Annotated in this window: 11 protein-coding genes and 1 pseudogene; 6 read left to right on the top strand and 6 right to left on the bottom strand. The window is 58.2% G+C overall.

The annotated features are described in order from the left end of the window. The 4 genes from ROO76_11375 to ROO76_11390 form a co-directional block, all read right to left on the bottom strand. Positions 1-280, bottom strand: a 280-nt coding sequence (locus ROO76_11375; GenBank protein MDT8068752.1) for a carboxymuconolactone decarboxylase family protein, incomplete at its 3' end; no start/stop codon positions are given. A 110-nt stretch (positions 281-390) separates the two neighbouring features. After that, positions 391-1,389, bottom strand: a complete 999-nt coding sequence (locus ROO76_11380) for an aldo/keto reductase (GenBank protein MDT8068753.1) — start codon at positions 1,387-1,389, stop codon at positions 391-393. A gap of 62 nt (positions 1,390-1,451) precedes the next feature. Beyond that, the gene (locus ROO76_11385; protein ID MDT8068754.1) at positions 1,452-1,934 is read right to left on the bottom strand and encodes a lipocalin-like domain-containing protein; all 483 of its coding nucleotides are present in this window, start codon (positions 1,932-1,934) and stop codon (positions 1,452-1,454) included. Between the two features lie 26 nt (positions 1,935-1,960). Next, the gene (locus ROO76_11390) at positions 1,961-2,956 is read right to left on the bottom strand and encodes an aldo/keto reductase (GenBank protein ID MDT8068755.1); all 996 of its coding nucleotides are present in this window, start codon (positions 2,954-2,956) and stop codon (positions 1,961-1,963) included. Between the two features lie 283 nt (positions 2,957-3,239). On the opposite strand from ROO76_11390, the pseudogene ROO76_11395 reads away from it, so the two are divergent. Beyond that, positions 3,240-3,947, top strand: a pseudogene (locus tag ROO76_11395) (AraC family transcriptional regulator). Positions 3,948-4,226: 279 nt separating this feature from the next. On the opposite strand, the gene ROO76_11400 reads toward ROO76_11395, so the two are convergent. Next, positions 4,227-5,240 carry an AraC family transcriptional regulator ligand-binding domain-containing protein gene (locus tag ROO76_11400; GenBank protein MDT8068756.1) on the bottom strand — a complete coding sequence of 338 codons (1,014 nt, stop codon included), beginning with the start codon at positions 5,238-5,240 and terminating at the stop codon, positions 4,227-4,229. A 230-nt stretch (positions 5,241-5,470) separates the two neighbouring features. On the opposite strand from ROO76_11400, the gene ROO76_11405 reads away from it, so the two are divergent. The 5 genes from ROO76_11405 (at position 5,471) to ROO76_11425 (ending at position 11,153) form a co-directional block, all read left to right on the top strand. After that, positions 5,471-6,625, top strand: coding sequence for an aldo/keto reductase (locus ROO76_11405; GenBank protein MDT8068757.1), 1,155 nt, complete (start codon positions 5,471-5,473; stop codon positions 6,623-6,625). Between the two features lie 58 nt (positions 6,626-6,683). Further along, on the top strand, positions 6,684-7,193 hold the full coding sequence (locus ROO76_11410) for a nuclear transport factor 2 family protein (protein MDT8068758.1): 510 nt from the start codon (positions 6,684-6,686) through the stop codon (positions 7,191-7,193). Between the two features lie 69 nt (positions 7,194-7,262). Then, positions 7,263-8,258: an aldo/keto reductase gene (locus ROO76_11415; GenBank protein MDT8068759.1), complete on the top strand. Its 996-nt coding sequence runs from the start codon at positions 7,263-7,265 to the stop codon at positions 8,256-8,258. A gap of 142 nt (positions 8,259-8,400) precedes the next feature. Further along, a complete protein-coding gene (locus tag ROO76_11420; protein MDT8068760.1) occupies positions 8,401-9,111 on the top strand; it encodes a DUF305 domain-containing protein in 711 nt (236 codons plus the stop codon). Beyond that, positions 9,108-11,153, top strand: coding sequence for a hypothetical protein (locus ROO76_11425; GenBank protein ID MDT8068761.1), 2,046 nt, complete (start codon positions 9,108-9,110; stop codon positions 11,151-11,153). Before ROO76_11420 ends, ROO76_11425 begins: the two co-directional genes overlap by 4 nt. A 240-nt stretch (positions 11,154-11,393) precedes the next feature. On the opposite strand, the gene ROO76_11430 is transcribed toward ROO76_11425, so the two are convergent. After that, positions 11,394-11,861, bottom strand: coding sequence for a hypothetical protein (locus tag ROO76_11430; protein MDT8068762.1), 468 nt, complete (start codon positions 11,859-11,861; stop codon positions 11,394-11,396). Positions 11,862-12,050: the final 189 nt, after the last annotated feature.

Raw genomic sequence — 12,050 nt, forward strand, 5'->3', positions numbered from 1 at the left:
CCCAGCCGGAGTAAAACGCGAGATGCGTGATCGTCTCTGAGATCTCGCTGGGTTTGACGCCGTTGTCGAGGGCGAGATTGAGGTAGTACGGCATCTGCACGGTCTGATTCCGCGCGATCAGCGCTGCCAGGGTCACGATGCTGCGGTCGCGTGGAGACAGATCTGGCCGCTTCCACAGGTCACCGAAAAGGCGGTCTTTTGTGTATCGCTCAAGCGCCGGCGAAACTGCGTGAATGTCGTCGATCATGGATGTGGTCCGAGCTGTGTTTGACTGCTGCATGACTGCTTTATTCTCCGTTTGACAGGAACCTGGAACAGTTATCAGCCAGAGCGCAATCGGAAATAAGAGCTTGATCGTCGGCTTCATTTCTTTTCTGCTCCATGCTCTTCTCAGCGGTTAGTCATTTGTTCGAGAGCCGCTGGATAACGGTCTCCGTACACGGGGATCTTCGCGGTTGCGGCGTCGAGCTCGCGGAGATCATCCGGGGTGAGTTCGACAGCGACCGATCCGATGTTCTCTTCAAGACGCTGCAACCTGGCGGTGCCGGGAATGGGAACGATCCAGCGTTTTTGTGCCAGGAGCCAAGCCAGCGCGATCTGAGCCGAAGTCGCACTCTTTTTCGCTGCGAAAGTCGCAATCAGATTCACCAAAGCTTGATTCGCCTTAAGGGCTTCCGGCGAGAAGCGCGGAAAACTACCGCGATTGTCCTCCGGATCAAACTGCGTGTTCTCCGTAATCGACCCAGTTAAGAATCCCTTGCCAAGCGGACTGAACGGAACCAGCCCGATGCCAAGCTCTTCCAGCGTGGGAATAATTTCTTCTTCCGGGCGTTTCCACCAGAGTGAGTATTCACTCTGAAGCGCGGTGACGGGATGAACCGCGTGAGCGCGGCGGATGGTTTGCGCACCCGCTTCAGACAAGCCGAAGTGCCTGACCTTGCCTTGCTGGATCAGATCCTTGACTGTGCCTGCCACGTCTTCGATGGGCACGTTCGGATCGACGCGATGTTGATAGAGCAGATCGATGGTGTCGAGCTTGAGCCGTTTCAGTGAGCCGTCGACACTCTCTCGGATGTACTCCGGGCGGCTGTTCAAGCCTACCGGATGCGGGTGTTCTTCGGAGTCGATCTGGAAACCGAATTTCGTCGCGATCACCACATGGTCCCGTACCGGGGCGAGGGCCTCGCCCACAAGCTCTTCATTCACGAATGGACCGTAGACTTCAGCGGTATCGAAGAAGTTGATGCCACGTTCGACCGCAGCCCGAATGAGGGCAATCATCTCCTGCCTGGTCCCGGCCACCGCTCCGTGACCAGGACTCAACCTCATGCAGCCCAGCCCCATCGCCGAGACTTCAAGATTGCTCTTTCCCAGTCTGCGTTTCTGCATTGCTCCACTCCTTTGTGTAGATTTGCGGGCGCGCCGGTTGAACGTGCGAAGGCGGCGTGCGGTCAATAATGCTGCCAGGTGACAGACCAGTGTTCCTCGGGATTGGCTGAGTGAATGACGAGGTGACCGTCCTCTGTGAATGTGTAGATGCGAGGAAGATCTTTACCGACGAGGGCGTCGCCCGTAACCGATCCCTGCACATGATGGGTCAGCGTGTGTGTTCTTTCGTCGATCGAGTAGCTGCCGAACGAAGCCTCGTACCCGTTCCGGACGTATTCGTTGGATAGAGAACCGGCCGACGCGGGGTACATCAACTGCACGGACATGTGGCCGTCCTGCGTGTAGATCAGCATGCCCGCAGGCTGCAGCGCATCGCTCGGCTTGCCATCGGCCGAGGGCGAATCAATGTGCTCAAGATGCCACGCCCCGATCAGTCTTTCTTTGTCGGACCCATGGCTCGTCGCCTGGGATAGCACAGACTGGATCGGCACCAGGCCGGCGACTGCCACAACCGCTACCCATGCACCACAACGCACGATCTTCATTTCCGGTTTCTCCTGGCGGCTGACCCTCAGCGGCCAACCAGCTGCTCATGAAACCTGGGATAGCGAGCCCCTTCAAGCTTGATCTTTGATGAAGCTGTTTCAAGGGAGCGCACTTCGTCTGGGGTGAGGCTGACGTTCGCCGCTCCAAGATTCTCTTCGAGGCGCGTCATCTTCGTTGTGCCGGGGATGGGAACGATCCACGGCTTCTTCGCCAACAGCCACGCCAGTGCGATTTGCGCCGGAGTTGCGTTCTTCCGTTTTGCGAAAGAACTGACTATATCCACCAGAGCCTGATTCGCTTTGCGGTTCTCCGGGCTGAATCTCGGCACACTGCTGCGGAAATCGGTGCTGTCGAATGTCGTGTTCGCGTCGATCTTGCCGGTCAGGAACCCTTTCCCCAGCGGGCTGAACGGAACGAAGCCGATCCCAAGCTCCTCGAGCGTCGGGACCACCGTTTGTTCCGGCTCACGCCAGAACAGAGAGTACTCGCTCTGTAATGCGGCGACGGGTTGAACGGCATGAGCACGGCGAATCGTTTGTGGGCTCGCTTCCGACAGGCCGAAATGCTTCACCTTGCCTTCCCGAATCAGATCCTTCACTGCGCCCGCAACATCTTCGATGGGCAAATTCAAGTCCACGCGATGCTGATAAAAGAGATCGATCGCATCGACCTTCAGACGCTTGAGTGAGCCCTCGCAAACCTGCTTGATATGCTCCGGTCGGCTGTTGAGAGCACTCCATTTGCCCCCATCATCCGGATTTGGTTCCCAGCCGAACTTTGTCGCGATGACAACTTTGCCGCTAAACGGCGCGAGGGCCTCGCCGACCAGCTCTTCGTTCAACAGCGGGCCGTAGACTTCGGCCGTGTCAAAGAACGTCACGCCCCGATCCACCGCAGCGTGAAGCAGCGAAATCATCTCTTGCTTGTCCCTGGGCGGCCCGTACGACCAGCTCATCCCCATGCAGCCAAAACCGATGGCTGATACTTCGAGGTCACCACCTCCAAGCTTGCGTTTCTCCATGACCGTGCTCCTCTGATTCAAACCATACTGAGAGGCATGCTGTTTCGGCTTTCCCGATCCTGCCAATTGTTTGCCTGATTCTGTCTGGACTTCAGAGTTTGTGCACGGATGGAGTGTCTTCGCAGTACGCTGTTTGAGGAGGGTTCAGAGCGACGTGACGACAAAACAGATAGAAAGACCGAAGGGTCGAGACAAAACGGTGATCGCAATGCGCGAGGAACTCGCACACAAAATCGCGGCGCACGCGCAATCACCGGGTGAAAATCCTACTGCTATTCCCGGCATGGCACTTTACCGTCGAACGAAGCCGACGGCGTGTTATCGAGCTTCCTATGAGCCGAGCCTTTCCGTTTTTGTCCAAGGGCGCAAGCGCGTCAATCTCGGAGGACATGTTTACCTCTGCGATGGATCCTCCTTTCTCCTGTCGTCGATCGATGTTCCCGCAGAGAGTCAAATCGTAGAGGCCACAGAACAGGTCCCGCTGTTGTCGATGTTTCTTCAACTCGACATGCCGACGGTACGCGAAGTCATTAGCCGCGAAGAACTACCAGAACCCGAAACGTCTGATCATTCGCGCGGGATTGCTGTGGGCGAGACGACGGTCGGCCTTCTCGACGCTTGCACTCGGTTGATCGACCTACTTGAAACTCCCGAGGACATTCCGTTCCTCAGTCACCTGATCCAGCGAGAGATTGTCTACCGTGTCCTCCGCACGCCGCAGGGAGAACGCCTCCGCGCCATCGCAACGGCCGGCGATCTCAGCCATCGAACCGCAAGGGCAATAGCGTGGCTCAGAGCCAACTTTGCCAAGCCGCTGCACACGGAGGAACTCGCGGCGGTTGCGAGGATGGGAGTGTCGACGCTTCACCACCAGTTCCGTGCACTGACAGCGATGAGCCCGCTGCAATACCAAAAGCAACTTCGCTTGCAGACCGCAAGACAGCGGATGCTCATGGACGGGCTTGACGCGACGAGCGCAGCCTACGAGGTCGGTTACGAAAGCATCAGCCAGTTCAGTCGTGAGTACAGTCGTTTCTTTGGCCAGCCTCCAATTCGTGATGTCAAGGCCCCTTCGAGAGAGCAAGGTCGTGCCGATCAACGCTGCTTGACGATGAATCGCAAGGTCGCCAGACTGTCGATACCTCATTTGCTGCTAACAGGCCTTACCGCTCACTGGATGAAAGGTCAGCCTAGCAACCCGTCAGCCTTTGCGCTTTTGGAATATTGTCTCGCCGATTACACTCTGTCGGTTTCGAGCTACTCAAGATGCCTAATTCGGCGCAGAGCTACGGTGAGTCTCCCGCCAATCGCTCGGTGGTACACCTTCCCAGGTTCGGAAAGCGCGACCGAACGAGTTGGGGTCTTCAAAGCCAAGCAGGTATGCGGCCTCATTCAACTCCAATACAGAGTTGGAGAGGTAATACCGCGCCATCTGGTGTCGCGCTTCATCCAGAACCCGTTGGAAGCTGGAACCAGATTCCTGCAGTCGACGTTGCAGCGTACGTGAGCTCATGTGCAGCGCCTCGGAGATCACCTCCATTGAGGGCCGTTGTCCGGTCAGTCGGTCTTGAATGGCACGCCGCACCAGTTCGATGAAACAGTCCTCTTCCTTTTCCGTGTACTGTCGCAGTTGCTCTTCAAACTGCGGCGCGAGCAATTCGAGCAGTTCGACGTTCCGGGTGACAAATGGCGTGGTGGCATCGGAGGCACGGAAGATGATTGCGTTGCGCGGAGCGCCGCACACCGCCTTGCAGCCAAAGCTGCGCTCAAGTACGCGCAGATTCTGACGTTGTTGCACGTACTCCACTCGGAGTGGATTCAGCTGCGTTCCGGTTCCGTGTCGAGCGAGAGAAATCATCCACGAGAAGCAGTAGTCCGTGAGCACATGGGGCTCTGCATCGACTGCAAGCAGCCACCGAAACGCAACACTGAACTCCTCTTTGCCGAGCTTGTTGAGGATCTCTTCTGGCGCGGTCAGCTTTTTGTACCGAGCGAGGTGTTCGGTGGCGGTCACCAGATTCTGAGTTGAGAGTGCGGCGATAGCCATCGGGTGAAAGCGCTCTGTCTTAGTTTCGATGCCCAGTTTCACGCCCATGAGCGGATCGGAACTGACCACCTCTACCGCGTTCCAGAGTGCAAAAAGCTCTTCGGTGGAGACGAGAACGCGCGTCTGCTCAAACAAATCTCGGGGAAGTCCCGCCTTGCGCAGCACCGCGGCAACTGACACGCCGTGCTCCTTCAACTTGAGGGCAAGACGGCCCGGAACCCGAAAGCGCTTCAGCATGACGGAATCCTCCAGCTAGTAGCGTACTGGATTTCCGATTTGTGCACCATTCAGACCGCGCCAGAATGCCAGCAGAAGGCGCCAAAAAAGATTGGCGTGATTCGAAGCCATATTGGCGCGTCTGGCAGAGCGCCGCGATCGCATCAAGGCTAGTGTGGGGAATATTGGTGCTGGGCGCAGGCAGCCAATCAGTCTCAAACACCCTTCCACGATGGACGAAAGGCTCAGATATGCACGAATTCAATGACGCGGGCACAAAGCGCAGCATGAACCGCCGCTCGTTCCTAGGCGTTACCGGAGCCGTCGCAGTTGCAACGGTTGCGGGCGGCCATGCAGTTTCGGCAACAGCGGAGCGAGGCGCGCAAGTGCGAATGAATGGGCGACGGAAGCTGGGTTCGCTCGAGGTATCAAGCGTGGGTCTGGGCGTCCAGAATATGAGCCGCAGTTATGAAACGCTCGTGCCGTACCGCCCGGAGATGATTAATATCATCCGCGCAGCCTATGACCATGGCGTGACGTTTTTTGATACGGCTGAGGCGTATGGGCCTCTCGAATGCGAACGAATCCTCGGTGAGAGCATCGCACCATTCCGTAACAAGGTCGCAATCACCTCGAAGTTCGGCTGGAATATCGATCCTGAGACCGGCCGTTTCCAAATGGGGCTGAACAGCAAGCCTGACCATATTAAGAAGGCTGTCGAAGGGATGCTCAAGCGGCTTCGGACCGACCGCATCGATCTTGTGTATCAGCACCGCGTTGACCCGCAGGTTCCGATCGAGGATGTTGCCGGCGCGGTGAAGGATCTTATGTCCGAGGGCAAGATCCTGCACTGGGGTCTCTGCGAAATGGGGCCGAATACTCTTCGTCGCGCGCATGCGGCGCTTCCTGTGACGGCCGTTCAGAACGAGTATTCGATGCTGTGGCGCGGCCCGGAAGAAGAAATTATCCCGCTGTGCCAGGAACTAGGGATTGGATTCGTGCCGTGGAGTCCGCTCGGTGTGCAATTCTTGACCGGAGCGATTGACGAGAACACTCGTTTTGCGCCTGGCGACATCCGTGGCATGGAACCGCGCTTCTCGCCGGAAAACATGAAGCACAACATAGAGCTCGTAAAGCTCGTGAAGCAATGGGCCGAGCGAAAGCAGGCCGCTCCGGGTCAAATTGCTCTTGCATGGTTGATGGCGCAGAAGCCGTGGATCGTGCCAATCCCCGGCACCACGCAAATGGCGCACATGATCCAAAACGTCGGCGCCACTTCGGTTGTGTTCACGCCTGACGAGATCAAAGAGCTGAACGCCGCGGTATCGAGTATTCAGATCCAGGGAAAGCGCCTGCCGGACGGCATTCTCGCACTCTCGGGCGTAGAGGCGCCGGCGAAGCAATAGAGCCTGAACGATGCGCAACCGAAGCCGGAACATCAACGACACATATCGAAGGAGAGCCATGAAAGCCTTAACGCTGGGTCTGTTTCTATCGACACTGATTGCGCCGTCGTGCTACGCACAGCAAGCGCCACCGCAGCCACCGACGGAATCGATTAAGACTGCCGCAAATCCTACACCAGAGCAACAAGAAGTCATCAATCTTTCAAACACGAAATGGGATTGGATGGCAGCGAAGAAGGTCGACTCCCTGGAAACACTATTTGATGACAAAGCCATGTTCACTCACATGGGAGGAACCTGGGGGAAGACCCAGGAATTAGCGACCATCAAAAGTGGCGGCATCTGGTACAAAAAGGCCGTCGTTTACGCCGTTGACGCTCGTATTTTTGCTAACACTGCCATCCTGCTGGAGGACATCGACCTGCAGGCAGCCGTCGGAGCGCACGAAGTTACTAATCCATTCATGGTGACGGAGGTTTATATCAGGGAAAGCGGCAAATGGAAGCTCGTCCAACTCACGTTCTCCCATCTGCTCAGGCCGGTCAGAATGAATAGCAATAAGAATTAGGCGTAAACATCAACCCGCAGTGTGCGGGCTATTCGCATCCGATCGCGCAACGATCGAGGAGGAGATAGCGTGGAGACTAGAAGACTTGGAAGTAGCGGCCTTGAAGTATCTGCGATAGGCCTGGGCTGCATGGGCATGAGCTCGGCCTATGGCCCGGCCGCGGACAAGAGCGACATGATCAAGCTGATCCGCGCCGCACACGATCTTGGGGTGACGCACTTCGATACGGCTGAAGCCTATGGGCCATTCGTGAACGAAGAGCTGGTTGGAGAGGCGCTCGAGCCGATCCGCGACAAAGTAACGATCGCCACCAAGTTTGGTTTTGATATCGATCTTGAGACGGGCGCGCGCCGCGGCGGAACGAACAGCCGGCCCGAGCACATCAAGCAGGTGGCAAACGCCGCGTTGAAGCGCCTGCGGACCGAGACCATTGATTTGTTTTATCAGCATCGCGTGGATCCCAATGTGCCCATCGAGGACGTGGCGGGTGCGGTGAAGGAGCTGATCGCCGAGGGTAAGGTGAAGCACCTCGGCATGTCGGAAGCGGCCGTGAAGACCATTCGCCGGGCGCATGCGGTTCAGCCGGTCACCGCGGTGCAAAGCGAGTATTCGCTCTTCTACCGCGGTCCAGAAGGTGAGCTTCTTCCGGCGCTGCAGGAACTGGGCATTGGCTTCGTTCCATTCAGTCCGCTTGGCGCCGGGTTTCTCACGGGAAAGATCGACGAAAACACCAAGTTCGATCCCACTGACTTCCGCAACATGGTGCCGCGCTTCACAGCCGAGGCACGCAAAGCCAACATGGTGCTGGTCGATCTGGTGAAGAGTGTGGCGGAGCGCAAGAAAGCAACACCTGCACAGATCGCGTTGGCATGGCTGCTGGCCCAGAAGCCGTGGATCGTGCCCATCCCCGGAACCACCAAGCTGCACCGCGTCGAGGAGAACCTCGGAGCCGTCAACCTGCGCCTCACGGCCGAGGATCTGCGGCAACTCGACGACGCGACGTCCACTATCCATATCCACGGCGATCGCTACCCGGAAGAACTGCAGAAACTCGTAGGCCGCTAGTCCCCTCCTCACCACGTCCGTGCCCCACATCTGCTGCGGTCAGCAGATGTGGGCCTTTCACTCGCTCCGGTTAACGCCGCCCTCTACACCGTTCCACTCTCTTTGTGATAGCGTAGACGCACTTGAATGTGGGGTAGGACAATTGAAATCCAATAATTCGCGTCACTTGCGCGAAGCCTCGACCACTTTTGGATGCATCACGCCGCTGGTCATCTTCGTAACAGCGGTCTTGTTCTGTTCCGTTGCGCTGGCGCAGAAATCTTCCGCGCCCGTCATCGTCCAGCCCGGCGCTCCTGGCCAGCCCAGCAAGGTTCTTCCGGCCTCGACGCACGGTGTGCTCCCGCCGCTCTCGCAGGCCGAGATCGACTTCATGCAGGGAATGATCATGCACCACCAGCAGGCCGTGGAGATGACCGCGCTCATTCCCTCGCACACCACCAATCCCGACATCCGCCTTCTTGGCGCGCGCATCGGCCGCTCGCAGGCGGACGAAATCCATTTCATGCAGCACTGGCTCGAAGTGCGCGGCCAGCCGACCTCCATGGAGATGCCCGGAATGCCCGGCATGGACATGTCCGGCCACGCCATGCCGCTCATGCCCGGCATGCTGACGCCCGAGCAGATGGAAGCGCTCCGCAACGCACACGGCGCCGAGTTCGATCATCTCTTCCTCACCGGAATGATCCAGCATCACGGCGGCGCGCTCACCATGGTCCACGATGTCTATAAGAAAGCAGGCGCCGGGCAGGACGCCGACTTCTTCGATTTCACTACCGATGTCGACACGGGGCAGCGTGCCGAAATCAGAATCATGCAGGGACTTCTGAAGAAAGAACCAAAGGAGAAACAATGAACCGACCGCGCCCTCGTGCGCTTTACCTGGCCGCCATCGCTGCCATCCTTCTCTCGTTCGGCGTGATCGCGCAGGCACAGAACCAGCAGCAGCCGGCCCAGCCTCCTGCCGCCAACGCCCAGCAAAACGCGCAAACGGAAAATAAACCTGCCGCGCCGCAGGCGGAGAAGAATCCGTTCGCGCCCGTGCCCGCGCCGCCGCTGCCTCCCGGCATGACCGGATCCAACGTCAACGATCCGCGCTATAGCCTGAAGCCCGGCCTCTACGACGCTGGCGAGACCTCCATGGGTCTCAAGCACCTCGACTTCCTCAAGAAGCCCGACGCATTCCAACTTGGCACCGACGATCCCAACGCCGGCAAGGTCAATACCATGCTCGGCCAGCTTGGCATCGGCAACCCATCCAAGATGCCCGGCGGAATGAAACTCGTTCTCGCGCAGCTCGCCTTCGCCAACTCCGACGTCGCCTTCCAGGGGCACTACCTCTTCCAGGGCAACTTCTACGGCATCGACATCTACGACATCTCCAATCCCGCCAAGACGAAGCTTGTCACCACGCTCGTCTGCCCCGGCGGACAGGGCGACGTTTCCGTCTACAAAAACCTGCTCTTCATGTCTGACGAAATGCCAAACGGTCGCGTGGATTGCGGCACACAGGGCTTCCCGCCCGATCCGCCGCCTCCGGCTCCCGGCGCAGGTCAGCCGCCGCAACGCCACATCCCGTCCGCCCAGGCGGAACGCTTCCGCGGCGTGCGCATCTTCGACATCTCCGACATCCTCCATCCCAGGCAGGTCGCAGCCGTCCAAACCTGCCGCGGCTCGCACACGCACACCCTCGTCGTCGATCCCAATGACAAGGACAACGTCTACATCTACGTCTCCGGAACGTCCTTCGTGCGTCCGTCCGAGGAACTCACCGGTTGCGAAGGCGGCGAGCCCGACAAGAATCCCGAAACCGCGCTCTTCCGCATCGACGTCATCAAGGTTCCGCTCGCGGCTCCGCAGAACGCCGCCGTCGTCTCGCATCCGCGCGTATTCATGAACTCGCGCACCGGAGAGATCGCCGGCCTCACCAACGGCGGCAGCCACGGCCAAGAGAAGCCGAAGCCGACGGATCAGTGCCACGACATAACCGTCTACTCCGCCTTGGGACTTGCCGCGGGCGCTTGCGAGGGCAACGGAATCCTGCTCAACATCAAGGATCCCGTGAATCCCAAGCGCGTCGATGCCGTCAACGATCCCAACTACTCCTACTGGCACTCCGCGACCTTCAACAACGACGGCACCAAGGTCCTCTACACCGACGAATGGGGCGGAGGCCTCGGCGCGCGCTGCCGTCCTAACGATCCCAACGTCTGGGGCGCCGACGCCGTCTTCAGCCTCCACGACGACAAGCTCACCTTCGACAGCTATTACAAGCTGCCCGCCGCGCAGCAGGACACCGAGAACTGCGTCGCCCACAACGGCTCGCTCATTCCCGTTCCCGGCCGCGACATCGAGGTCCAGGCCTGGTACCAGGGCGGCGTCTCCATCATGGACTTCACCGACTCCAAGCATCCGCACGAGATCGCCTACTTCGACCGCGGTCCCATCGATCCCAAGGTCCTCGTCCTCGGCGGCTTCTGGTCCGCTTACTGGTACAACGGCTACATCTACGGCTCGGAAATCGCGCGCGGCCTCGACGTCTTCCAACTGACGCCGACCAAGGACCTCACGCAGAACGAAATCGATGCCGCGAAAACCGTTCAGGTCGCGGAAGAGAACGTCCAGAACCAGCAGAAGATCGTCTGGCCGCCGAAGTTGATCGTCGCCAAGGCCTACCTCGATCAGCTTGAGCGCTCGCAGGCTCTGCCCGCGAAGGAAATCGCTTCGCTCCGCAAGCAGATCGACAAGACCGAGAAATCGCGCTTGAACAAGAAAGAAGTGGCGAAGCTCAACAAGATGATTCCGTCGCTGGAACAGAGCGCCGGCTCGGCGAAATCTTCCGCCGACACCGAACGCCTCCACAACCTCGCCGAAATCCTCAAACACCCCGAAGCCTAAGCGTCGGCTTTGGCTGTTGGATTTCGGGTAGTTTTTCCAGTGGTGTATCACCCGCCGTGCCCCACGTCTGTCGCAGTTAACAGACGTGGGCACGATGCACCGTGGTTCTGAGGTCTTTCCGACACTACGAACACTCTCCGATGCATCACAGATGTGGGTCTTTTTCTTCCGCAAGAACACCAGCGCCGTAGGCGCAACTGCTTCCAGCCCGGCCTTTCAAGGCCGGGTCCGCTGGAGCTACTAGGGATTGATTTCATCCACCTGGACCCAAACGTACCAGAAACCGGTAGGTAAGGCGGCATCTGCTTTGGTAGTTGCGAACTTCTTTGGGTCGGCTTTGATTTGATCGACTGTTGTGACCCATTCCGGGGCTCCGCCCGTGGTGTACGTGGTCGTGTTTGGATCGAAGTAGAATCCCGCCTCCGAACCGGACGAGGGGACAACTACGCCGCCGATAATCATCGAGCCGGGAGTGTTGTTCATATAACTCATCATCCCAGTCCACGTACTCGTTGCATTGAAACCGATAGGAAATTTCTCGACGTTGTTGTCCTTGTCTTGCGCCACAAGTTCGGAGACAGAAACGTTGCCAGCTGCGCCCTTCCAGTTGTAGCTGGGGTTCGTCTTCCCAGAATCTCCGCAAGCACTAACCAGCAGCATTGTTCCGAAAAACAGAATGAATACCTGAATCCGTTGGAAGCCTTTCATTGGTTCGACCTTAAGAATTCTGTATTCTCCGAATGTACCCGCAGTTGCGCGTGCTTTCGACAAAAAAGCCTTTGCGTTCCGGAACCGGAACAAAAACGATAATTCATCGCACTTTGGTCACCCGTTCCCCAGAAGTGAACCGGGTGCCCCGTCCAAGCTCCGCGTGGGCGGGGTAGTTCTTTCGGAGAA

Source organism: Terriglobia bacterium (assembly GCA_032252755.1).
Lineage (GTDB): Bacteria > Acidobacteriota > Terriglobia > Terriglobales > Acidobacteriaceae > JAVUPY01.